The 24801-nt window shown below is 40.9% G+C and carries 23 protein-coding genes; 19 read left to right on the forward strand and 4 right to left on the reverse strand.

The window, feature by feature from the left end; genetic code table 11:
- Positions 1–213: 213 nt before the first annotated feature.
- Genes K3T81_RS02860 through K3T81_RS02870 form a run of 3 tightly spaced genes read right to left on the reverse strand, consistent with a single transcriptional unit; the run spans position 214 to position 1231 of the window.
- Positions 214–540: a DUF1048 domain-containing protein gene (locus tag K3T81_RS02860; protein ID WP_106897906.1), complete on the reverse strand. Its 327-nt coding sequence runs from the start codon at positions 538–540 to the stop codon at positions 214–216.
- Positions 537–890: a DUF1048 domain-containing protein gene (locus tag K3T81_RS02865; protein ID WP_238018109.1), complete on the reverse strand. Its 354-nt coding sequence runs from the start codon at positions 888–890 to the stop codon at positions 537–539. Before K3T81_RS02865 ends, K3T81_RS02860 begins: the two co-directional genes overlap by 4 nt.
- Before the next feature lie 5 nt (positions 891–895).
- The gene (locus tag K3T81_RS02870; protein ID WP_036576088.1) at positions 896–1231 is read right to left on the reverse strand and encodes a PadR family transcriptional regulator; all 336 of its coding nucleotides are present in this window, start codon (positions 1229–1231) and stop codon (positions 896–898) included.
- Positions 1232–1461: 230 nt separating this feature from the next.
- Here K3T81_RS02870 and K3T81_RS02875 point away from each other — a divergent pair, with 230 nt between their 5' ends.
- The 7 genes from K3T81_RS02875 (at position 1462) to chbG (ending at position 9176) form a co-directional block, all read left to right on the forward strand.
- Positions 1462–3177: a pyruvate oxidase gene (locus tag K3T81_RS02875; protein WP_238018111.1), complete on the forward strand. Its 1716-nt coding sequence runs from the start codon at positions 1462–1464 to the stop codon at positions 3175–3177.
- An 89-nt stretch (positions 3178–3266) separates the two neighbouring features.
- On the forward strand, positions 3267–4838 hold the full coding sequence (locus K3T81_RS02880) for an FMN-binding glutamate synthase family protein (RefSeq protein ID WP_238018113.1): 1572 nt from the start codon (positions 3267–3269) through the stop codon (positions 4836–4838).
- Positions 4839–5111: 273 nt separating this feature from the next.
- Positions 5112–5417: a PTS sugar transporter subunit IIB gene (locus tag K3T81_RS02885; protein WP_106897902.1), complete on the forward strand. Its 306-nt coding sequence runs from the start codon at positions 5112–5114 to the stop codon at positions 5415–5417.
- 12 nt (positions 5418–5429) lie between these two features.
- Complete coding sequence (gene celB / locus K3T81_RS02890) at positions 5430–6758, forward strand: PTS cellobiose transporter subunit IIC (protein WP_238018115.1); 1329 nt, start codon at positions 5430–5432, stop codon at positions 6756–6758.
- 10 nt (positions 6759–6768) lie between these two features.
- Positions 6769–7080 (forward strand): PTS lactose/cellobiose transporter subunit IIA, encoded by a 312-nt coding sequence (locus K3T81_RS02895; RefSeq protein ID WP_238018117.1) that lies wholly within the window; start codon positions 6769–6771, stop codon positions 7078–7080.
- Positions 7081–7094: 14 nt separating this feature from the next.
- On the forward strand, positions 7095–8411 hold the full coding sequence (locus K3T81_RS02900; RefSeq protein ID WP_238018119.1) for a 6-phospho-beta-glucosidase: 1317 nt from the start codon (positions 7095–7097) through the stop codon (positions 8409–8411).
- 42 nt (positions 8412–8453) lie between these two features.
- Entirely contained in the window at positions 8454–9176 is a 723-nt protein-coding gene (chbG, locus tag K3T81_RS02905; protein ID WP_238018120.1) for a chitin disaccharide deacetylase, read from the forward strand.
- A gap of 167 nt (positions 9177–9343) precedes the next feature.
- On the opposite strand, the gene K3T81_RS02910 is transcribed toward chbG, so the two are convergent.
- Entirely contained in the window at positions 9344–10522 is a 1179-nt protein-coding gene (locus K3T81_RS02910) for an ROK family transcriptional regulator (RefSeq protein ID WP_238018121.1), read from the reverse strand.
- A gap of 298 nt (positions 10523–10820) precedes the next feature.
- On the opposite strand from K3T81_RS02910, the gene xylA reads away from it, so the two are divergent.
- From xylA to mmsB, 12 genes are all read left to right on the forward strand, one after another.
- Positions 10821–12149 (forward strand): xylose isomerase, encoded by a 1329-nt coding sequence (gene xylA / locus K3T81_RS02915; RefSeq protein WP_238018122.1) that lies wholly within the window; start codon positions 10821–10823, stop codon positions 12147–12149.
- A 26-nt stretch (positions 12150–12175) separates the two neighbouring features.
- On the forward strand, positions 12176–13675 hold the full coding sequence (gene xylB / locus K3T81_RS02920) for a xylulokinase (RefSeq protein ID WP_238018123.1): 1500 nt from the start codon (positions 12176–12178) through the stop codon (positions 13673–13675).
- Between the two features lie 67 nt (positions 13676–13742).
- Positions 13743–14369, forward strand: a complete 627-nt coding sequence (locus tag K3T81_RS02925) for an SGNH/GDSL hydrolase family protein (protein WP_238018124.1) — start codon at positions 13743–13745, stop codon at positions 14367–14369.
- A 37-nt stretch (positions 14370–14406) separates the two neighbouring features.
- Positions 14407–14817 carry a GNAT family N-acetyltransferase gene (locus tag K3T81_RS02930; protein WP_238018125.1) on the forward strand — a complete coding sequence of 137 codons (411 nt, stop codon included), beginning with the start codon at positions 14407–14409 and terminating at the stop codon, positions 14815–14817.
- 327 nt (positions 14818–15144) lie between these two features.
- On the forward strand, positions 15145–15330 hold the full coding sequence (locus K3T81_RS02935; RefSeq protein ID WP_238018126.1) for a hypothetical protein: 186 nt from the start codon (positions 15145–15147) through the stop codon (positions 15328–15330).
- A 239-nt stretch (positions 15331–15569) separates the two neighbouring features.
- The gene (araD, locus tag K3T81_RS02940) at positions 15570–16286 is read left to right on the forward strand and encodes an L-ribulose-5-phosphate 4-epimerase (protein WP_238018127.1); all 717 of its coding nucleotides are present in this window, start codon (positions 15570–15572) and stop codon (positions 16284–16286) included.
- Complete coding sequence (locus tag K3T81_RS02945) at positions 16283–17986, forward strand: ribulokinase (protein WP_238018128.1); 1704 nt, start codon at positions 16283–16285, stop codon at positions 17984–17986. The genes araD and K3T81_RS02945 overlap by 4 nt, the downstream gene beginning before the upstream one ends.
- A 27-nt stretch (positions 17987–18013) precedes the next feature.
- Positions 18014–19498, forward strand: coding sequence for an L-arabinose isomerase (araA, locus tag K3T81_RS02950; protein WP_238018130.1), 1485 nt, complete (start codon positions 18014–18016; stop codon positions 19496–19498).
- A 78-nt stretch (positions 19499–19576) separates the two neighbouring features.
- Complete coding sequence (locus tag K3T81_RS02955; protein WP_238018131.1) at positions 19577–20707, forward strand: GntR family transcriptional regulator; 1131 nt, start codon at positions 19577–19579, stop codon at positions 20705–20707.
- A gap of 233 nt (positions 20708–20940) precedes the next feature.
- Positions 20941–22020 carry a multiple monosaccharide ABC transporter substrate-binding protein gene (chvE, locus tag K3T81_RS02960; protein WP_238018132.1) on the forward strand — a complete coding sequence of 360 codons (1080 nt, stop codon included), beginning with the start codon at positions 20941–20943 and terminating at the stop codon, positions 22018–22020.
- Between the two features lie 77 nt (positions 22021–22097).
- Positions 22098–23633: a multiple monosaccharide ABC transporter ATP-binding protein gene (gene mmsA, locus K3T81_RS02965; protein ID WP_238018133.1), complete on the forward strand. Its 1536-nt coding sequence runs from the start codon at positions 22098–22100 to the stop codon at positions 23631–23633.
- A gap of 49 nt (positions 23634–23682) precedes the next feature.
- Complete coding sequence (mmsB, locus tag K3T81_RS02970) at positions 23683–24795, forward strand: multiple monosaccharide ABC transporter permease (protein ID WP_238018396.1); 1113 nt, start codon at positions 23683–23685, stop codon at positions 24793–24795.
- Positions 24796–24801: the final 6 nt, after the last annotated feature.

Raw genomic sequence — 24801 nt, forward strand, 5'->3', positions numbered from 1 at the left:
GTGATTCGGAACATTGCCTATAACCTGTAGACATAGCTTATAGAGTTAGATTGCTACTATCTACTTAGTGTTACTGGTATGCAGTAATACTGACTACTGGTCTAAAAATAAAACTGAATAATGAAGGTTAACAACTCGAATTTATAACCAACTACCCAGCCTTAATATCTATTGAATGTACACTTTTCCAACGGCTTATGAGACTCAATTTAATTACTTCTTTTTATCAATTTTTTGCTTGACCGACTCTTGATAGAGATCCGCGTATGTTTTGGAGTCTTCAATTAGCGCATCACAAAATGCAGCAACATCTGTTCCTGTAACTTCAAGCACACCCTTTCCTGCAGCTACCCCTTCTTCAAAGAAGGCGAGAATTTCAGATAGCAATCCAATACCTTCACCCAGCTCAACGGGACCGACTTTGAAAAGATATTTTTGGATCTCTTTATATACAATTTGGTAGTCTTGAGGAAGTGATTTAACACGTGAGACATGGGCTCTCCATTCTTTTTTACCTTCAATTATTTTTTTAATACTCATTTAAGCCCTCCTAATTTTCTTAATACGTTTTGGTTGAGTTGGTCACGCCACTTATCTCTGTATGTTTTTCCCCCGTCGTCTCCAACAAGTGCTGCGCAGAAGCCTTTAATATCATTACCTAGTACTTCTTCGACGGTTTGGCCATCTGCTGCTGTCACTTCTAGTAGTTCAAGGGCACTGTCTAGAATCGGCATTAGGTTCCGTCCGGTAAAATCAGTGTAAACCCAGAGATTATTTTTGATCTCTTCCCAAGCAGTTTGATATTCAGTTGGTAGGAGTTTAGCTCGTGCTTCAAAATTTTTCATTTCTTTCGTCATATCACTACCGGTCACTTTTTCAAAGAAGTTCATTATCGTCATCTCCTTTTCATTTCTTTCGTTTTAAGTTCTTCAAGTTTGTTTGTGACAAAACCCCATTTTTCCCAAAAGAGATCAAGCTGCTCTCGGCCTGCTTCGGTAAGGGTGTAAAACTTTCTAGGCGGTCCAACAGTGGACTTTTTTTTCTCAATGTTAACTAGATTGTTTTTTTCGAGCCTTATCGTAATCGTATATACCGTGCCTTCCACAACATCGGTAAAGCCTAGATCTCTTAGGTGTTGCGTGATTTCATAGCCGTACGTTTCCCCGCGACTTATAATCTCAAGCACACACCCCTCGAGTACTCCTTTAAGCATTTCTGTAATATTTTCCAAATTCATCCCTCTTTTGTGTTTCGATACTTTTTTGTGCGTGACATCTTACGTGTTAGTAGTCTGTATTACTTACTACTGGTATATAGTATTACAGAGTAGATGCATTTGTCAACCCAATTTTTCGACCGACGTATTTTCAAAATAACGAAGTAAGGTTTTATTCACATGTGAAAGGGAAGTGATTATATAGCCATGAACAACAATAAGCAGTAAAGAAGGAGAGTCTATCAATGAAAGCATCGGAAGCGGTTATTGATATTTTAAAAGATTGGAATATTAAGCATGTATATGGATATCCGGGTGATTCTGTAAATAATTTAATCGAAGGATTGCGAAAAGCAGAAGATGACATCCGGTTTATCCAGGTGCGACATGAAGAGGTAGGTGCGCTTGCTGCATCGGCAGAAGCAAAATTAACGAATCATGTAGGAGTTTGTTTGTCAATCGGCGGACCAGGGGCTGTCCATCTGTTAAACGGAATGTATGATGCAAGAGAGGATGGCGCCCCTTTAGTCGTCATTACAGGGCAAGTTTCGCAAGATCTAGTCGGCACCGACAACTTTCAAGAAGTAAATCTTGAGCGAATGTTTGATGACGTTGCGGTGTTTAATAAACGGGTAACTTCTGGTGAGCTCGTGCAACCATTACTTAAACAGGCCTTTAAAGAAGCAACAACGCATAATGGTGTGGCTGTCTTAACGATCCCGGATGATGTTTTTAAAGAGTCTGTTAAAAAAGATAAGCTGCGTTCAACCGTTCAAAGCAATTATCGACTGTTCCCTGAAAAGGAGGATGTTGCGCAGGCTGCTAAACTGTTACAGCAAGCGGAAAAGCCAGTCATCCTTGCTGGTAGAGGTGCACTCTCTGCACGGGAGCAACTAGAAGAATTTGCACAAAAAATCGCGGCCCCTGTTGTTGTCTCTTTACCTGGTAAAGGAGTGCTCCCAGATGAGCATCCGTATAACTTAGGGAACTTAGGACAAATAGGTACCAAACCATCCTATGAAGCAATGGAAGAAACAGACCTGCTTATTTTAGTTGGAACAGGTTTCCCGTATCGTGATTTCTTACCTGATGATGTCCCGGCAATTCAAATTGATATTGATCCTGCAAAAATAGGGAAATGGTATCCAACAGAGGTAGGACTTGTCGGTTCTTCAGAAGAAATTTTAGCGCGGTTTAATGAACAGCTATCTTATAAGAAAAACCGTTCCTTCCTAGATGCATGTCAAAAAAACATGGCAAACTGGTGGGAGCATGTAGATAAGATTGCAGAGGCAAAAGAAGGAGAAGCCTTACAAGGTCCACAAGTTATGCATGAACTAAATCGTGTTGTAGAAGATGATGCGATTCTTTCCGTTGATGTAGGAAATGTTACGTCATGGTTCGCAGGATTTTTCCGTATGACCAATCAGGACTTCGTTATCTCAAGCTGGTTAGCAACAATGGGCTGTGGTTTACCAGGTGCCATTTCAGCAAAATTAACCAACTCGGAAAAACAAGTATGGGCTATTTGTGGCGATGGCGGATTTTCCATGGGTATGCAGGACTTTCTTACAGTAGTTAAATACCAATTGCCAATTAATATCCTTGTCTTTAACAATGAAAAAATCGGTATGATCAAATATGAACAAGAACAAATGGGAAATATTCCGTACCAAACAGACTTGCAAGGCATGGACTATGCGGAATTTGCCAAAATTAGTGGTGGTGAAGGATATAAAGTTACCACACAAGAAGAGTTGCAAGTAGCACTTGAGTCCGCAAAAGCGAATAATAAACCAACTATTATCGATGTGGATATAAAAGAACGCGCTCCATTACCAGGAAAGATAGAATGGAATCAAGCAAGATCTTATTCCAAGCATATGTTGAAAAAGCTGATAGAGGGTGAAGGGAACTTTGACATGCCTCCATTAAAAACCGTATTAAAGCGACTATTTTAATATAATGTCAACGATCTAATTCCTAAACTAGGGATTAGATCGTTTGCTTACAATAGCTGGATGTCTTGTTTAAAGGAGAGTAATAGGAAATGGATGATGTTTTTGCGATTATCTTAATAAGTCTCTTAGCAATTGTGATTATCGTCCCTGTCTTCCTAATCATCAGGCTATATGTGCATGATAGGAAGCAAGAGGAGCATTCTGTGTTACAGAATTACCCGCTTTTAGGCAAAATGCGATATATCCTTGAAAAGATGGGGCCTGAATTAAGACAATACTTATTTAATAACGATAGAGAAGGAAAACCATTTAATAGAAAACAATTCGAATATGTGAATAAAGCAGGGAAATATCAATCAAGTTTGTTAGGATATGGCGCAGAGAAGGACTTTAAAGAGAATGACTATTACCTTGTTAACAGTATGCTTCCCAAGATGGATGAAGAAATAAAAGTAGAGAATAAGCCTACTATTTCTACACAAATCTATGAAGTAAAAGAAGAAAATCTGTTTAGTAGAAAGGAAAAACGAAAAGAATCACAAATTAAGCCGGCATTGCTTACAGATGAGGAGCGAGTAATCCTAGGTGAAAACACGGTTAAGGAGCCTTTTTATTTAAAAGGAATCATCGGACAGTCAGCGATGAGCTATGGCTCGCTTGGTGAAAATGCTATTACTGCCCTTTCAAAAGGGTTAGGAATGGCAGGGGGAACCTGGATGAATACGGGGGAAGGAAGTTTATCTCCCTATCATTTAAAGGGTAATGTAGATATCATCATGCAAATTAGTCCTGGTTTGTTCGGGGTGCGGGATGACGATGGGAATTTTTCGTTTGAGGAATTTAAGAAAAAGGCGCAAACACCCCAAGTAAAAGCCTTTGAATTAAAACTCGCCCAAGGAGCCAAAACGCGAGGCGGCCATGTGGACGGGAAGAAGGTCACCAAAGAAATCGCGGAAGTGCGAAATGTAGAAGAAGGGAAAGATATCGACAGTCCAAACAGGTTTCCTGGTATTAACACAGCAGAGGAATTGTTACACTTTCTGCAAGAACTCCGTGAATCCGGAGGGAAGCCTGTCGGGCTCAAGATTGTGGCAGGTAATGAAGCAGAAGTTGAGAAACTAGTTAAAGCTATGAATGAAAATAATATTGTGCCAGACTTTATCACCGTAGATGGAGGGGAGGGCGGAACAGGCGCGTCCTACTACGAGCTAGCTTATTCAGTTGGGCTCCCTGCTTTTACTGCCATTCCGTTGGTTAATGAATGTTTGGAAGCATTTGAGATTCGTCACAGAACGAAAATTATTGCCTCAGGGAAGCTGCTCACCCCTGATAAAATCGCAATGGCTTTATGCTTAGGTGCAGACTTGGTCAATATTGCAAGAGGATTTATGATTAGTACTGGGTGCATTATGTCGCAAGTTTGCCATAAGAATACTTGTCCCGTTGGGGTGGCAACAACAGATAAAAAACTGCAGGAAGCATTGGTTATAGAAGAGAAGAAATATCGGGTATGTAATTACTTAGTTACCTTAAGGCAAGGATTGTTTGAGTTGGCAGCCATTGCCGGTCTTGACAGTCCAACCAAATTTACAAAAGATCATATTGTCTATCAATCGCAATTTAGAGCGTTTTCTAATCGGAGTAGGGTAGAGGCGAAGTAGAAACGATTAAAGCACTGGTGATAAACTGGTGCTTTTTTTTATGGTTGATGAAATGTCTATTTTTTGACGTAATTCTACATATCTACTATTTTTTTGAAAACACGAGTTAATTTCCTATAAACATTATAGTGAGAAGGAATGAACTCCTGTCTCTTAATCTATAAAAATATAATTAAAGCATAATGTTACCGCTTACAAAATATAATGACATCAATACAAGCGTTTCTATATACAACGTTGTTTGGAATTCAATCTATTTTAGGGGGAGTAATGATGAATATTTTATTATGCTGTGCTGCAGGGATGTCTACTAGTCTATTAGTAACCAAAATGGAAGAGTATGCTACCAAACAAGGAATAGAGGGAAAAATTTGGGCTGTAAGTGCTGATGAGGTAGGAAGTCATATTGAGGAAGCAGATGTTTTACTATTAGGTCCACAAGTTCGTTACATGTTACATCAGTTAACGCCTGTTGCAAAAGAAAACAATATTCCAATTGACGTCATTCCAACGGTTGATTATGGAATGATGAACGGAGCAAACGTCGTCAAATATGCCTTAAAGTTAACGGAAAAATAAGGGGGAGTCGACATGAATCGGTTTACGAAGTTTTTAGAAGAAAAGTTCATGCCTGTTGCAGGGAGAATTGCAGGTCAAAGACATTTGCAATCACTAAGAGATGGTATCATCCTTACCATGCCTTTAGTTATTATTGGTTCTTTCTTTTTAATTTTGATGTTCATTCCAATTCCTGGGTATGAAGGGTTTATGGCAAATACATTTGGCGACGCCTGGAAGGACAAATTAGGCTATCCGGTTTCTGCGACTTTTGACATTATGGCACTTGTTGCTTCAATTGGTGTTGCTTACAACTTAGCTTTGAAATATAAATTGGACGGGTTAACAGCAGGTGCTATCTCCTTAGCAGCTTTTCTACTCGCCACTCCTTATACAACCATGTTTACACCAGAGGGATCTGACACTGCATATGAAGTGGGCGGTGTAATCCCCGCTGCGCTTATGGGGAGTCAAGGGTTATTCGTAGCATTACTTATTGGGATGCTGTCAACGGAAGTTTATCGCTGGGTTGTTAGCAAAAACTTGACCATTAAGATGCCAGCAGGAGTTCCGCCATCAGTGGCCAAATCGTTTGTAGCACTTGTTCCAGGGTTTGCTGTAATTGCTATTGTATGGATTCTTCGTTTAATTATTGAGGCAACACCATTTGAAAGCATTCATAACATTGTAGGTGATTTACTTTATACCCCGCTTAGTGCAGTAGGCGGAAGTTTAACGGGTTCTTTAGTAGCGGTTACACTAATTATCCTCTTATGGGTTGCTGGTCTTCACGGAGCATCCATTGTTGGTGGCGTGATGGATCCGATTTGGTTATCAAAAATGGATGAAAACCGTATCGCTTTCCAGGATGGGATGGCTGCAGCTGATTTACCGAACATCTTCACTAAACAATTCTTTGATATTTTCGTCTTTATGGGTGGATCTGGTGCGACTTTTGCGCTCGTTATTGCGATTTTATTCTGGGCGAAAAGTAAACAGATGAAGCAGCTTGGCAGGTTATCCGTAGGTCCAGGCGTTTTTAATATAAATGAACCGATTATTTTCGGGATGCCAATTGTGTTAAACCCTTTGTTAATCATTCCGTTCTTGCTAACACCACTTGTTATTGTTCTTACAACCTATATTGCGATGTCAACTGGCCTCGTTCCAAAACCAATTGGTATTGCAGTCCCATGGACGACTCCACCGGTTATAGGAGGGTATTTAGCAACGGGAAGTCTAGCTGGTTCGATTCTACAACTGGTTAATATTTTCATCGGGTTACTCATCTATCTACCATTCTTCAAGATTTGGGACACGATGAAAGTAAAAGAAGAAAAAGCGGCAGAGGAAACGAACTAGGAGGTTTTATATGAATACAGAAGAAATAAGCTTTCATATTATTTTACATGGTGGAAATGCAAGAAGTTGTGCAATGGAAGCGATACGCTTTGCCAAGGATGCGGATTTCATATCCGCATCTGAGAAAGTAAAGGAAGCCAGAAAGGAACTGGGAAAAGCACACCGATTCCAAACGGATTTAATTCAAGGGGAAGCAAAGGGTGAGATTCAACAGGTTAGTGTGTTGCTTGTCCATGCCCAAGATCATTTTATGAATGCTATGACGATTACCGATCTGGCAAGCGAAATTATTGATGTTCACCGAAGACTCGCGGAGAAATAGAAGGAGGAATTTTATTGAGTAAAGGAGTAAAAATTGTCACCATTGGTGGAGGTTCCAGTTATACCCCGGAGTTAGTGGAGGGGTTTATTAATCGATATGAGGAGTTTCCTGTTTCCGAGCTATGGCTTGTGGATGTTGAGGCTGGAAGAGAGAAATTAGATATTGTAGGAAACCTTGCAAAACGTATGGTAAAAAAAGCAGGACTTCCGATGGCTATTCATCTAACGCTTGATCGTAAAGAAGCGTTAAAAGGTGCGGACTTTGTAACGACCCAATTCCGTGTAGGACTCTTGGATGCGCGTGCTAAGGATGAAAGAATCCCGGCAAAACATGGCGTCATCGGCCAGGAAACAAACGGGCCTGGCGGGTTATTTAAAGGGCTGCGAACAATCCCTGTCATTTTGGATATTATTCAAGACATGGAGGAGCATTGTCCAGATGCCTGGCTAGTTAATTTTACCAATCCTGCAGGCATGGTGACAGAGGCAGTATTCCGCCATACGAGTTTTAGAAAGATAGTTGGGTTATGTAATGTCCCAATTGGCATGGAAATGGGAATTGCGAAACTATTAGAAGTGGACCATTCAAGAATTCGTATCGATTTTGCAGGGTTAAATCATATGGTTTATGGGTTAGATGTCTATCTGGATGGCGTCAGTGTTAAGGATAAGGTAATCGACATGCTATCTAATCCAGAACATAGTAGTTTTGTTAAAAATATTGATGGCCAAGGCTGGGAAGTAGAGTTTATCCGTGGGTTAGACGCTCTAACGTGTCCGTATCACATGTATTATTATAAAACAGATGAAATGCTAAAAAAGTCGATCGAAAGCTATGAAAAAGGGGAAACGAGAGCAGAAGTTGTAATGAAGCTTGAAAAGGAATTATTTGAGCTTTATAAAGACCCTGAGTTAGCTATCAAACCACCACAATTAGCAGAACGGGGCGGGGCTTATTATAGTGATGCTGCAGTTCGGCTTATTACTTCTATCTATAATGATAAGCGCGATATTCAGCCTGTGAACACGATGAATAATGGTGCGATTGCCAGTGTTCCGAGTGACTCTGCCGTTGAAGTAAGCTGTGTGATCACAAAAGAAGGACCTATTCCGATTGCAGTTGGAGATATCCCTGTAGCAGCCCGGGGTCTTGTGCAGCAAATCAAATCATTTGAAATCATCTCGACTGATGCGGCTGTAACAGGCGATTATGATAAAGCAATGCTAGCGATGACCATTAATCCCCTTGTACCGTCTGATGTTGTGGCGAAAAAGATATTAGATGAAATGCTAGAAGGTCATAAGGAGTTTTTGCCTCGTTTTTTTGATTGAGTGTGGGGAAGTGAAAAACTCGCTTTTTTAGGAGGAAGTCAATTGATAAAGCTAATCGTAAATGCAGACGATTTCGGGTATTCGAATGCGGTGAATTATGGTATTATCGATGCGTTTAAATACGGTGTCGTTCGTTCCACTACCATGATGATGAATATGCCTGGTACAGAACATGCGGTAAAATTAGCAAAGGAAAACCCTTCACTTGGTGTTGGCATCCATCTGGTCTTAACATGTGGCAAGCCCTTGCTTCATGATGTAGATAGTTTAACCGATGAGGAGGGGAATTTTTTTAGAAATCCGGATCAATTCTTCTCTAACCATATTAGGATTTCACATGTGGAGAGAGAATGGAGAACCCAAATTGAACTTTTCCTAAGCTGTGGTCTTACTCCTACTCACTTAGATAGTCACCATCACATGCACGCACGGAGATTACTCCACCCAGTTATCGAAAAACTTGCTCAAGAGTATGACTTGCCTGTACGGAAATACGCTGGTATGAAGATAAGCCCTTTTACAGATGAACTAAATGTAGATTTTTATGGGAAGAATATCTCTCACAGTGTCCTAGATGACGCTGTTTCAAACCTTGAAGATAATAGGAACTTGGAAATAATGGTCCATCCTGGTTACTTGGATTCTGTAATCATGAATGGCTCTTCCTATAATGTAGAGCGTGTAAAGGAAGTGGATGTCTTGACCTCTTGGGAGATTCCGGAGCACGTTATCTTAGTGAAAGAAGATAGTTTTACTGGCAGTTGAGGCGGGATAAATGCTCCTTCGTGATTTACAAGGCTAAGGGAAGGAAATGAAGAGAAGATGATTGTTAGTACCTGTTGCTCTGTTAAAGAAGCGGCTTCAACAAGTAAAGCACTTGGAGATCATCCAAGTGCTTTACTTGTTTTTAAACTACTTATCCTACCATTCACTTATATTACCTTAACCCGATTTATATCCAGGAATTTTGAAATAACAAAGGCTGACGCTCCCAAAGCGTTTGAATATTTTCCAAGGGAGGAGACAGTTAAGTTGACAGCGTTACCGTGAAAAGGAGAAAGTCTGTCGTCTAGTACACTTTTTATCGGATTCATGATCCAATTTTCAAAGCGGGCCATTCGGTTTCCAATGATAAGCATATCGGGGTTAAATGTGTTGATTATGTTGACTAAACCAACCCCATTATATTCTCCAATGGTATGCAACAGTCTCAAAACGTCTTTATTTCCTTTTTTGGCCTCTGACTCTATATGATCCAATGTTATGGAAGAAGTATCCTTAAAGTATTCTAATTTTTTTGCTTCCGTTAACAAAGCACTTTCCGAGGCATACAGTTCCCAACATCCACGGTTTCCACAGCTGCATTTTCTCCCATTTACTTCAATTGTAAGATGCCCCATTTCTCCTGATATACCTGTTGCACCTTTATAAAGTTGGCCGTTAATAATAATCCCAGTACCGATTCCAATTCCGACACTTACATAGATAAGATTCATAGCATTTTTTCCAGCACCGTAAAGATGTTCTCCTAGTGCTCCTGTATTCGCCTCGTTATCTATTAAGGTAGGGATATTAAATTCGTCTTCTAGGATTTGCTTCAGATTAACTTGATTTAAATCTAAATATGGAGTGAAGAGGATAAGGCCCTCTGGATCAACAATGCCAGGAGCCCCGATACCTATTCCGACAACACCATAGGGACTATCAGGTGATTTCTCGATTAGCGAACGGATAAGGGAACGTAAAGCCTGCATAATTTCCTCAGCACTTTGGTCTGAAAGAGGGACGGATTCCTCTTCTACTATTTCGCCACTCAAATCTGTCAATACCGCTAAAATATAATTCACCCCAAGGTCAATACCAATAGCATAACCAGCGTGAGTGTTAAAATAAAGCATGACGGGTTTTCTTCCACCACTAGACTGCCCCTGACCTAGTTCGTTAACAAGCTTATCCTCGATTAGTTCACTGACCATGGTAGAAACTGTGGTTTTATTTAATCCTGTATCTTTAGATATTTGCGCCCTGGAAATAGGGCCTTTTTTTTCAATTTCATTTAAAACGATTGATTTATTAATCTGCTTCACTAATGTCAGGTCACCAGTTTTCATTTTATATAAAATTCCCCTCATTGTTTATTGATTAAATATAGTGTAACCATTTTATCACAAATATAATGTAGTCAGGTAAACGGATTAATTAATAGTTAAGACGAAAGATAATGTTGACATCGCTTACATATAAATTTATACTTTGTTTAATGAATAAACTAAATAGGCGGGAGGAGTGGTCAAAACGCCAATATAAATAATGGGCAACACATCATGATAATTCATATAAAAACAAGGAAAAATCACTCGCATACCAAAAGTAAGGAATTTTTACTACTAAACTTATAGAGGTGAAACAATGACGACTTATTTTAAAGAAATTAATCATATTAAGTTCGAGGGAGCTACTTCAACAAATCCCTATGCATTTAAATTCTACAACCCGGAAGAAAAACTAGGTGGAAAAACGATGGAGGAAATCCTCAGATTTGGTGTGGCATATTGGCATACCTTTACGATGGATGGTTCCGATCCATTTGGGGCGGGTACAATGCAACGACCATGGGATAAGTACACAGGAATGGACTTAGCAAAAGCCCGCTTAGAGGCAGCTTTTGAGCTGTTTGAAAAAATGAATGTCCCGTTTTTCTGTTTTCACGATGTGGATATTGCCCCAGAGGGTAGTAGTCTTCGAGAAACGAATAAAAATCTCGATACCATTGTGAGCTTAATGAAAGATTATATGAAAGACAGTAATACAAAGCTATTATGGAATACGGCAAACAATTTTACCCACCCTCGATTTATTCATGGTGCTGCTTCCTCAAATAGTGCAGATATTTTTGCTTATTCGGCTGCCAAGGTGAAAAAAGGATTGGAGATCGGAAAAGATCTCGGTGCAGAAAATTACGTTTTCTGGGGTGGTCGAGAAGGTTATGAGACACTGCTCAATACAGATATGAAATTGGAAATGGATAACTTAGGACGTTTCTTCCAGATGGCCGTTGATTATGCGAAGGAAATTGGCTTTGACGCACAATTCCTGATTGAGCCGAAACCAAAGGAACCAACGACCCACCAATATGACTTTGACGTGGCGACAGGTTATGCCTTCCTGCAAAATTATGGTTTACAGGATGACTTTAAATTCAACATAGAAGCAAACCATGCTACGCTTGCTGGCCACACTTTTGAACATGAACTTCACTATGCAAGAATACACAATATGCTTGGTTCAGTAGACGCAAACCAAGGTGATCCACTAATTGGCTGGGATACAGATGAGTTCCCGACAGACTTGTATTCTACTACACTGGCAATGTATGAAATTCTGAAAAACGGTGGGCTAGGACGTGGTGGCTTAAATTTTGATGCCAAAGTGCGCAGAGGATCCTTTGAAGCAGAGGACCTTTTCCATGCACACATTGCAGGGATGGATGCTTTTGCTGTCGGCCTGCGCGTTGCCCAAAAGTTGCTTGATGATAACGTGCTTGAAGGAATAGTTGAGGAACGCTACCAAAGCTATACGGATGGAATTGGGTTAGAGATTGTCCAAGGAAAAACAGATTTTCATAAATTAGAAAAACATGCATTAGAGATGAATGAAGTGACGCATTCTTCTGGTCGCCTGGAAAGAATCAAGGCAACAATCAACCAATATTTACTGCGAGCCTACGCGGGAGAATAGGTTTGCTTTGAGAGAAGAGGTGCGAAATGAAATATGTAATAGGAATTGATTTAGGAACAAGTGCCGTAAAAATTTTACTTGTTGACCAAAACGGTAACGTAACACAGGAGGTTACGAAGCAGTTTGCTTTAATTCAGGAAAAGCCTGGATATAGTGAACAACATCCAGAGGATTGGGTGGAACAAACGATTGCTGGGCTTGCTGAATTGCTTGAAAAGTTCCCTGGAAATAAGGATGCGATTGAAGGGATCAGTTTTTCCGGGCAAATGCATGGACTTGTACTACTGGATGAAAATAAGAACGTGTTGCGCCCTGCTATCCTCTGGAATGATACGAGAACAACAGCGCAATGTGAGGAAATTTACCGGATGGTTGGGGAAAAACGGTTATTGGACATTACGAAGAATCCAGCACTAGAAGGGTTTACACTACCAAAGTTGCTATGGGTTAAGCAACACGAACCAGAAATTTACGCACAGGTGAAGACTTTTGTTTTGCCAAAGGACTATGTACGATACAGGTTGACCGGCGCCTTGCATATGGACTATTCCGATGCTGCGGGTACTTTGTTGCTGGATATCGCCAACAAAGAGTGGAGTTCGGAGCTATGTGATGTGCTGGGCATTGAAGCTAGTCTCTGCCCGCCATTAGTAGATTCCCATGAAGAGGTGGGCAGTGTAACAGAGGAAGTTTCCGAGAAAACTGGACTATCGTCAGCAACCCGTGTGTTTGCGGGAGGTGCTGACAATGCATGTGGCGCGATAGGCGCAGGTATTTTATCGGAAGGAAAAACGCTTTGTAGTATTGGGACATCAGGGGTCGTCCTCTCCTATGAGCCTCAAGCGGATAAAGAATTTGGTGGGAAAGTACATTACTTTAACCATGGTTCTCCTGACGCTTATTATACAATGGGCGTCACATTGGCAGCAGGACACAGCTTAAGCTGGTTTAAGGATGTTTTTGCGGAGGATGTATCCTTTGAAGAGCTGCTAGCTGAGATTGCCACTGTTTCCGTTGGATCGAATGGACTACTGTTCACACCATATATTTCAGGCGAACGTTCACCACATGCGGATGCCATAATTCGAGGAAGTTTTATCGGGATGGATAGCAGACATAAAAGGAAGGACTTTGTCCGAGCTGTGATGGAGGGAATTACGTTCTCTTTAAATGAATCTTTAGAGTTGTTTCGTGAGAGTGGAAAAACAGTCGATACCGTCATTTCAAGCGGTGGGGGCAGTAAAAATGAAGCATGGTTGCAAATGCAGGCCGATATTTTCCAGGCAACGATTGTAAAGCTGTCCAATGAACAGGGACCAGGAATGGGAGCGGCAATGCTCGCTGCTTATGGTTGTGGCTGGTTTGCCTCCTTACAGGAATGTGCAGATAGCTTCTTGGAAACAGACAAACTCTATAAACCAAAAGCTGAAAATGTTGCAAAATATAAAGAATTGTTTGCGATTTATCAGGATGTGTATGGACAGACAAAGAAGTTAAATGATAGGTTAAATGTATACCGCATGTAAAATAGGCAAGCACCAGCTAATTAAGCGGCTGGTGTTTTCTTTTTTGCTTTTGAAAGGAGCATGGTTCATGAAAAAAATACTCTTTATCGGCGACAGTATTACAGAGTGGGGAAAGCCGGGAGACCCAGAAGACTTAGGGATTGGATATGTTCGTCTAGTTCATGACTATTTACGGGTTACCTATCCTGCGGCGGAATTCAGTATCGTGAATAAAGGCATTGGTGGCAACCGTGTCACAGATTTAGCGAACAGATGGGAAAAAGATGTGCTAGAGGAGAAGCCGGATCTGGTTTCAATTTCTATTGGTGTAAATGATGTTTGGCGACAACTGGATCAGCCAGACATGGACCAGGTAACTCCAGAACAATTTGCGCAAGTTTATGAAGGTCTCTTGGGGCTACTACATGACGTGGAAGTTGTGTTAATGGAGCCGACGATTATTGAGGAGAGTGTGGAAGCAGTGGGGAACCAGAAGCTTTATGCGTATGTAGGGATAGTACGTGAGCTTGGAGAAAAGTATCAGGCGAAAGTAGTACCAACCCATAAAGCATTTTTGACTTATTTACAGGCTGGAAGTGGAGTTGGGTTGACGACAGATGGCGTACATATGAATTCAAAAGGTAATATGCTCATGGCAAAGACGTGGCTTGATGTAGCGGGCGAAAGCTGTGCGAAGCTCCTTGGCGCTGTGTAAGAGGTAGATATTAATAACCAGAAAGGAGAAGAGTATAATGGATAATAATTTTAGTATTTTACATGAAGCACCGGATCCGCAAGAATATATTGATCTACGGTTAGAGGGTGGCATTAGTGGAAAGTCCAAGGACGCTGCAACAGTTGGATTGAAAAACTCTTTATTTGCAGTGTCCATCTATGATCAGGAAACATTCATTGCAATGGGACGCATCATCGGTGATGGAGGAGCATTTTTTCAAGTAGTGGATATTGTAGTAAAGCCAAGTTATCAGGGGAAGGGTCTAGGGAAAACGGTTATGCGAGAACTTATGGATTACTTGGATAACCATACTTATTCCGGCTCCTATGTAAGTCTGGTAGCAGACGACCCAGCAAATAAGCTTTATGAACAATTTGGATTCCGTTATACATACCCAGCGTCACATGGGATGTTTCGCATGTATTAGTGTCTGATATAAATAGTATGGCCAAAGCATCTGCATAGCAGGTGCTTTTTTTGGTGGATGATTAAACTTTAATTAACTACATAGACGGTCCAATCAACCAGAAACGATGTTCAATCGATGTCGCGGCCGTTCCAATCAATCAGAAACGATGTTCAATCGATGTCGTGGCAGCAGCAATCAACCAAGAATGATGTTCAATCGATGCCACGGGCGGTTCAATCAATCAAAAACGGTGCCCAATCGATACCACGGGCGGTTCAATCAATCAAAAACGATGTTCAATCGATGTCGTGGCAGCAGCAATTAATCAGAAACGATGTTCAATCGATGTCGCGGCAGCAGCAATCAACCAAGAATGATGTCCAATCGATGCTACGACCGGTTCAATCAATCAGAAACGATGTTCAATCGATGCTACGACCGGTTCAATCAATCAGAAACGATGCCCAATCGATGCCACGGCAGCAGCAATCAACCAAGAATGATGTCCAATCGATGCTACGGGCGGTTTAGTCAACCAGAAACGATGTTCAATCGATGTCGCGGCCGTTCAAAACAGGAATGGCAACCAATCAACCACTTTGGTGCATCAATCAACCGGCAGCACCCTTGCCATACCCTTCTCCCACACCCCCAAAGTAAATAAATTCAAAAAATTTAACAATATATATTGATTGTACGTACGAATTATATTATTATAGATCACATAAGTTAAATATACGTACAAGTTAAGTGGATGAGAGGTGAGTAGAATGCTAGAAGATTTAAAAGAACAAGTATTGGAAGCAAACTTACAACTCCCTAAGCATAATTTAGTCACTTTTACGTGGGGTAATGTAAGCGGTATCAACAGAGAGCAAGAACTTATTGTTATTAAACCAAGTGGTGTGGATTATGAAAATATGAAAGTAGAAGACATGGTGGTCGTAGACTTTGATGGCAACGTAGTGGAAGGAAATTTAAACCCATCATCAGACACACCGACCCATATTGTGCTTTATAAAAATTTCCCAGATATCGGTGGAGTTGTTCATACACACGCGCCATGGGCTACGAGTTGGGCACAAGCAGGTAGAAGTATTCCGCCACTTGGCACCACTCATGCTGATTACTTTTATGGAAGTGTTCCATGCACGAGGGAAATGACGGATAGAGAAATAAATGGGGCGTATGAGTTGGAAACAGGAAATGTGATTGTGGAAACGTTCAAGGAACAAGATATCAATCCGAATGCCATTCCTGGCGTACTTGTACATAGTCATGCACCTTTTACTTGGGGAAAAGACCCAGCAGAAGCAGTGCATAACGCAGTAGTACTAGAAGAAGTTGCCAAAATGGGATGGAAAACATTCCAATTGAAACCTGGTACAGAAGACATGAATCAAGCACTTCTTGATAAGCATTATTTAAGAAAACATGGGGCTGAAGCTTATTACGGCCAAGGGAAAAGTGAGGTGAGAAGGTCATGACAAAATTTGCAATTGGAGTAGATTATGGAACTGAATCAGGAAGGGCTGTATTAGTTCGTGTTGCTGATGGGCAGGAGATAGCCGATCATGTAACCCCATATAAACACGGTGTCATTGATGACAAATTACCGGAATCGAATGTGCTACTCGGGAACGAATGGGCTTTACAGCACCCTGAGGATTATCTAGATGTGTTGACACAATCTATTCCTGCAGTGTTGAAAGAATCTAAGGTTAATCCAGAAGATGTCATCGGGCTTGGAATCGATTTTACTGCATGCACGATGCTTCCATTGGACCATAAAGGAGAACCACTCAGCCTTGATCCGTTGCTTAAAGAGAATCCACATAGCTGGGTAAAGCTTTGGAAACATCACGCAGCACAAGAGGAAGCGACTCGAATTAATCAAATTGCAGAACAAAGAGGAGAAGCATTTCTTGCGAGGTATGGTGGGAAGATTTCTTCGGAGTGGATGATCGCAAAAATCTGGCAAATTCTTAACGAGGCACCTGACATTTATGAGGAAACAGACCGTTTTTCTGAAGCAACGGACTGGGTCGTATCTAAGCTAACAGGTCGTTTTGTACGTAACAGTTGTACTGCCGGCTATAAATCAATTTGGCATAAACAGGACGGCTACCCGGACAAGGAATTTTTTGCCGCATTAGATCCTCGTCTGGAAAATCTAGAAGAAACGAAGCTACGGGGAGACATTGTACCACTTGGGACGAGAGCTGGTGGACTTACTGAAGAAATGGCAGCGCAGACAGGTTTACTACCTGGAACATCGGTGGCTGTAGGAAATGTGGATGCACATGTCTCAGTCCCAGCAATGGGTGTAGCAGAACCAGGTAAACTCGTGATGACGATGGGGACGTCCATTTGTTCCATGATCCTCGGGGAGGAAGAAAAGGAAATTGAAGGAATGTGCGGTGTGGTTGAGGATGGGATTATCCCTGGATATTACGGGTATGAGGCTGGTCAATCAGCGGTTGGTGATATTTTTGCCTGGTTTGTAGAGCAGGCTGTGCCAGATTCTGTTAAGAAAACAGCAGAAGCAGCAGGCGAGAATATCCACCAATTTTTAGAGAAGAAGGCAGCCAAATATAAGCCTGGTGAAACAGGCCTTCTAGCACTTGATTGGTGGAATGGCAACCGTTCAGTGCTTGTCGATACAGAACTCAGTGGCGTAATGCTTGGAATGACTTTACAGACAAAGCCGGAGGAGATGTATCGCGCCTTACTTGAAGCAACGGCATTTGGCACGAGAAAAATTATAGACGCTTTCCACCATAATGGAGTAGAAGTGGAGGAGCTCTATGTCTGTGGCGGACTACCACAAAAAAATAAGCTCTTGTTGCAAATTTACGCAGATGTGACGAATCGTGTTATCAGGATTGCTGACTCTGTACAAACTCCTGCATTAGGTGCAGCCATGTTCGGGGCGCTTGCCGCAGGATCAGAAAATGGTGGATTTGACCATATATTAGATGCAACGAAACAAATGGGAAGGGTGAAGGAGGAGGTAGTTCAACCTATTCCAGAACATGTAGCGATCTATGAGAAGCTCTTCCAGGAATATGACCAACTCCATGACTATTTTGGTAGAGGCGAAAACAATGTAATGAAACGACTACGTGGTATCCGAGATGGAGTGAATAAGATAGATGGTCTTCATTCCTCATTACCAGTTTCATAGAATACTAAAAATTTAGGGGGACACGATATGCTGACTCAAAAGAAATATCAATTCTGGTTTGTAACTGGAAGCCAACACTTATATGGCGAAGAAGCACTTCTCGAAGTGGAAGAGCATGCTAAAGCAATTGTAAAAGGATTAAACGAAAAAGACGGTTTGAATTATGAGATTAAATTTAAACAAACGTTAACCAATGCCAATGACATCAAAGCACTTATGTTAGAGGCTAATAATGATGAAAATTGTGCTGGCATTATGTCATGGATGCACACCTTTTCCCCAGCAAAAATGTGGATTGCAGGTCTTAAGGCTCTGCAGAAGCCTTTGTTGCATTTGCATACTCAATACAACAGAGAGATTCCATGGAACGAAATTGATATGGACTTTATGAATATCAACCAGTCAGCGCATGGGGATAGGGAGTATGGATTCATAGGCTCTCGTATGAATATTGCCCGAAAGGTTGTAGTGGGGCATTGGCAAAATGCTGATGTAGAACAGAAAATCGGCGACTGGATGCATACTGCGGTTGCAGTGACTGAAGGGACATCTATTCGGGTAGCTAGATTTGGTGACAATATGCGCAATGTAGCTGTTACGGATGGGGATAAAATTGAAGCGCAGATTAAGTTTGGCTGGACCGTGGATTATTACGGGATCGGTGACCTGGTAGAAGAGATTAATGCGTTGTCAGAGGAAGCGGTGGATGAGCTGTATAAAGCGTATGAATCTAGTTATACGTTACCAGCAGAAGCAACTGAAGATGGGGCGGTACGTGAATCCATACGTGAGCAGGCTCGTATTGAGCTAGGATTAAAAGCATTTTTAACCAAGCACAATTACAACGCCTTCACGACTAACTTTGAAGACTTGCATGGTATGAAACAACTCCCAGGACTTGCGGCCCAACGTTTAATGGCTGAAGGCTACGGATTCGCTGGGGAGGGGGATTGGCGTACTGCAGGACTCTTACGTCTCATGAAAATTATGTCGGACAACAAAGGGACCTCCTTTATGGAGGATTATACGTACCATCTTGAAGAAGGAAATGAAATGATATTAGGTTCTCATATGCTAGAGATTTGTCCGACCATTGCAGCCGAAAAACCAGCTATTGTAGTAAACCCGCTTTCAATCGGAAATAAAGCTGATCCGGCAAGACTAGTCTTTGACGGAAGAGAAGGAAAGGCGCTTGTTGCATCTCTAGTAGAAATGGGTGGGAGATATCGCTTGATTGTAAATGAAGTACAAGCGGAGTCAGTAAAGGAAGAAACTCCAAATCTACCTGTGGCGAAAGTATTATGGAAGCCTGAACCGTCCTTAAGTGAAGCAACAGAGGCCTGGATTTATGCAGGAGGAGCCCACCATACCGTGTTTTCTTATAATGTATCGGTAGAACAGTTAATGGATTTTGCGGATCTGGCAGAAATAGAATGTGTGTTCATTGACAGTTCTTCCACTGTTCGCAATATTAGGCAACAATTACGATATGGAAAGGCGTATTGGCAATAAGTCCAGGGAAATAGGAGCATAGGAAAGCGGTTGTTTATATGGTATCCTTAACTTATACGAATAAGTTGAGGTGGTTGCGTGGAAACGAAATACAACATGGTGAAAAGAGCAATTCAATCCGATATTATGGACGGCACCTATTTGCCCCATCAGAAAATAAGTTCGGAAAGTGAATTAATGGCGCAATTTAAGGTCAGTAGACATACCGTCAGGCTAGCAATTGGTGACTTAGTAGCAAAGGGCTGGCTATACCGTGAACAGGGTTCAGGTACATTCTGTGCTGATAGAGAAGAAGAGCAGGATACCATACAAGCAGTGGAACGAAAAAATATCGCGATTATTACAACCTATATTTCAGATTATATCTTCCCGTCCATTATTAGAGGCGCGGAGTCTATTCTAAGCCAAGCAGGCTATCAAGTTAGTATTTTTAGTACAAATAACGATCATGAAAAAGAGCGTGAAATTCTAGAAAAAATTCTTAGTCAGCCATTTGACGGGGTAATTGTGGAGCCGACAAAGAGTGCGTTTTCCAACCCAAATATTAACTATTATCTTAATTTGGAGCGGCTATCGATTCCGTATATTATGATAAATGCTTATTATGATGAGCTGGAGCCCATGAGTCTAGTCATGAATGATGAAAAGGGTGGTTTTATTCAGACGGAGCATCTTATTCAACTAGGGCATACGGAAATAGCCGGTATTTTTAAGACAGATGATTTACAAGGAACACAGCGAATGAAAGGGTTTCTAAAAGCCCATCGTCGCTATGGCATTCCACTAAATCCGAAAAATATTATTACCTATCATACAGAAGAAAAGGAGACCAAGCCCGTCCAGGAGCTGGAGAAAATGTTATTCTCTGAGGAAGCTAGAGACATCACAGGATTAGTCTCCTATAATGATGAACTAGTCATGAATGTATTGAATCTTTTACGGAATAAGCGGATGCAAGTTCCGGGTGATTTATCGATTGTTGGGTACGATGATTCCTTCTTTACAGAAGTATCTGAGGTAAAGCTTACGTCTGTTGCACATCCAAAGAGCGATATGGGAAAAGCTGCGGCCAAAACAATCCTTGATCTAATCAAAAGGAAAAATAGTAATAAAGTAAATGTGTCAAAGCAGTTAGAGCCTATTGTTTATGACCCATCATTGATTGTGAGAGGCTCTACTGTAAAAGTCGGTGGAGTAGAAGTTTCTTAAAAGGATTAGGCCTCTTTATAAAAATTGGAGAGGCCTAAAATATTGTAAAATTATTTTGAAAATTGTATTGTAATTGGAATATGCTTAGCTTATAATAATATGTACGTACAAGTTGCAAGTAATTTGCAACTCGTGCAGATGAATTTGAGTATTGGCGGTGAAATCAAATTGGAAATGTAAGCGTTACCTATTTTGGTTTGAAGCTAGTACATAAAACAAGGGGGATGACGTTGATGAAGAAAGGTTTCTGGTTTGTAGTCTTAACACTGATTGTTTTAACCATAAGTGCTTGTAGTAGTAGTGCTGGTGGAAAAGATGGTGAAGGGGATAAAACAGTTGGGATTGCAATGCCGACTAAATCATCTGAACGTTGGGTGAAAGATGGGGAAAATATGCAAAGTCAATTTGAGGAATTAGGTTACAAGGTTGATCTACAGTACGCAGAGGATGTAGTGGAAAATCAACTTTCACAGATTGAAAACATGATTACAAAAGGCGTGGATATTCTTGTAATCGCCTCCATTGATGGAGAAGCGTTATCTGATGTTCTTGAAAAAGCAAAAAATCAGAAAATCCCGGTTATTGCATATGATCGTTTAATTATGAACAGTGATCATGTAAGTTATTATGCAACTTTCGATAATTTTCAGGTTGGAGTATTGCAAGGAGAATATATGGTCGAGAAGCTTGATTTAGACAATGCAGAAGAGCCTTTAAACATCGAGCTATTTGCAGGATCTCCAGATGATAACAATGCTTACTTCTTCTGGGATGGGGCAATGTCAGTACTTCATCCTTATATTGATGAAGGAACCCTTGTTGTTCAAAGTGGCCAAGAAACGTTTGAACAAGGAGCAACATTAAGATGGGATGGAGCGAAAGCGCAAGAACGTATGGATAATCTACTTAGTGCCCACTATTCCGGTGAGCAGGTGGATGCAGTCCTTTCGCCATTTGACGGAATTAGTAGAGGAGTCATTTCTTCATTAAAAGCGGTAGGTTATGGTTCTGGTGACAAGCCAATGCCATTGGTAACTGGCCAGGATGCAGAGCTTGCTTCTGTTAAATCAATTATTGCCGGAGAGCAGACGCAAACAATCTTTAAGGATACAAGAGAGCTGGCGAAGCAGGCAGTTAACATGGCAGAAGCTGTTTTGAGTGGGGAAGAGCCAGAAGTGAACGATGAAGAGACATATGATAACGGAGCTAAAGTAGTACCATCTTACTTGCTAGCACCAATTTCTGTTGATGCTGATAATTACAAGGAAGAATTAGTAGATACGGAGTATTATACCGAAGAAGAACTTAACTAATCATTCCGTTTGGCAGCACGTTACATGTGGTGCTGCCAAACGACCTTGTTTGTTTAAAGGAAAGGGGCGGTCTCAGAATGTCTGAAAGAATACTAGAAATGAACAGTATTACAAAGACTTTTCCCGGCGTGAAGGCATTAGATGACGTCAATTTGGATGTAAGAAAAGGTGAAATACATGCACTGATTGGAGAAAATGGGGCAGGAAAATCAACGCTAATGAAAGTGTTGAGTGGCGTGCATCCCTATGGTACGTACGAGGGAGACATTCTATTTCAAGATAACCGCTGTGAATTTAAAAACATTAACCAAAGTGAAGAACTAGGCATCGTTATTATTCACCAAGAATTAGCGTTGATTCCAGAACTATCGATTGCGGAAAACATCTTCCTAGGCAATGAACAGGCTACAAAAGGTGTTATTAATTGGAACAAAACCATTATCGAGACGCGAGCATTACTGAAAAAGGTGCGCCTTAACGTAGATCCCGAGGAAAAAATTAAGAACCTTGGGGTAGGTCAACAGCAATTAGTAGAAATTGCGAAGGCCTTATCTAAAAAGGTAAAGCTGCTTATTCTGGATGAACCGACAGCAGCCTTAAATGAAGAAGATAGTGAAAACCTTTTACAATTATTGAAAGAGTTTAGGGAACAGGGCATGACCTCTATTTTAATTTCCCATAAATTAAAGGAACTTCTTAAAGTATCCGATAGCATCACGGTTCTACGTGACGGACAGACGATACGTACATATCGTCGAACAGAAGAAGAAGTTACCGAGTCTATGATTATAAAGGAAATGGTAGGACGAGATCTTACAGAGTTATTTCCAGATAGAGTTTATAACGTGAAGGACAAAGTCGTGTTCGAGGTGAAAGATTGGTCGGCGTATCATCCTCTGGATGTGGAAAGGCAAATACTTCATAATGTGAACCTCCACGTTAAAGAAGGCGAAATAATCGGGATTGCGGGATTAATGGGGGCTGGCAGAACAGAGCTTGCAATGAGTTTATTTGGAAAGTCTTATGGTAAAAAAATTACCGGAACCATAATTAAAAATGGTAAGGAAGTTTCCTTTAAGACAGTAGATCAAGCTATAAAAAATGGTGTTGCCTACGTTTCGGAAAATCGAAAAGAATTTGGGCTCATTTTAATAGATGATGTGAAGAACAACTTGACGTTAGCGAACTTGGATAGAATCTCTAAACACAATGTCTTGAACACGAGTAAAGAAGTGGTTGAAGCAGAAAACATGAAGCAAAGGATGAACGTTAAAACCCCGTCTATTCAGCAAAAAGTAGTGAATCTAAGTGGTGGAAACCAACAAAAAGTGGTACTAGGAAAATGGATCTTTACCGATCCTGACGTCCTTATTTTGGATGAGCCAACAAGAGGAATTGATGTGGGGGCCAAATTTGAAATCTATAAGATTATTAATGATCTAGCGGAAAAAGGAAAAAGCATTATTATGATTTCCTCAGAGTTACCGGAATTGGTGGGTATGTGTGACAGAATTTACACATTGTGTGAGGGAGAAATCACAGGAGATATCGCTGCCAAAGATGCGACACAAGAAACATTAATGACCTATATGACACAGAAAGGGAGGTCTTAACGTGGAGGGATTAAAACAGCTTCTTAGCAACAACGTAAGAAAGTTTGGAATGATTATCGCACTTATAGGTATCGCCTTATTATTCCAAATCCTAACAGACGGGATCTTGCTAACCCCCCTAAATGTTACGAATATTATCATGCAAAATAGTTATATTATCGTCCTCGCTATTGGGATGATGCTTATCATTATTACGGGAGAAATTGACTTATCTGTTGGTTCCGTAGCAGCCTTTGTTGGGGCTGTCGCCGGAGTCTTAATGGTTACCATGGACTTCCCGGTGTTTGCTGGCATTTTAATTTGTCTTGCGATTGGAGCAATTATTGGAGCATGGCAAGGTTTCTGGGTGGCTTATGTGAATATTCCTTCCTTTATTGTTACACTTGCAGGAATGCTTATTTTCAGAGGATTAACCTTAGTCGTTCTGCAAGGGCAGACCATTGCACCGTTCCCAGATGGGTTTCGAGGTTTAAGCTCAGCCTTTGTTCCAGATGTGTTTGGTGGAGAGGGAGAAATTCAATTATTTACAGTAGTAGTGGGAATTGTTCTTTCGGTTGTTTATATTTTATCAGAGTTAAAGATTAGAAGAACGGATTTAAAGTATGATTTCAAAACCATATCTTTTCCGTTATTTATCGTAAAACTTGTTCTCTTTACCATCGTTATCAATCTGTTTACATACGTACTGGCGCAATACGAAGGAATACCGTATGTGCTGATTGTATTGTTTGTTCTTATTATTGGATATACGTTTGTGATGAACAAAACGGTAATTGGAAGGCATATCTACGCAGTAGGTGGTAATGCTAATGCCGCACAGCTTTCCGGTATCAAAACGAAGAAAATGAAGTTTTGGGTATTTGTAAACATGGGTGTTCTTGCTGCACTTTGTGGAATGATTTTTGCAGGAAGATTGAATGCAGCAACACCACAAGCAGGTAACCTTTTCGAATTAGATGCCATCGCAGCAGCAGTAATTGGTGGTGCATCTTTCACAGGAGGAGTCGGAACCGTATTTGGTGCCGTAATCGGTGCACTCGTTATGGGTGTTCTGAATAACGGAATGTCCTTAATGGGAATCGGCATCGACTGGCAGCAAGCGATTAAAGGGCTTGTACTACTAGCAGCTGTTGCCTTTGATGTATTGAATAAAAATAAGTAGGGATGA

The sequence above is a fragment of the Oceanobacillus jordanicus genome (assembly GCF_022095695.1).
Classification (GTDB): Bacteria; Bacillota; Bacilli; order Bacillales; family Amphibacillaceae; genus Oceanobacillus_B; species Oceanobacillus_B jordanicus.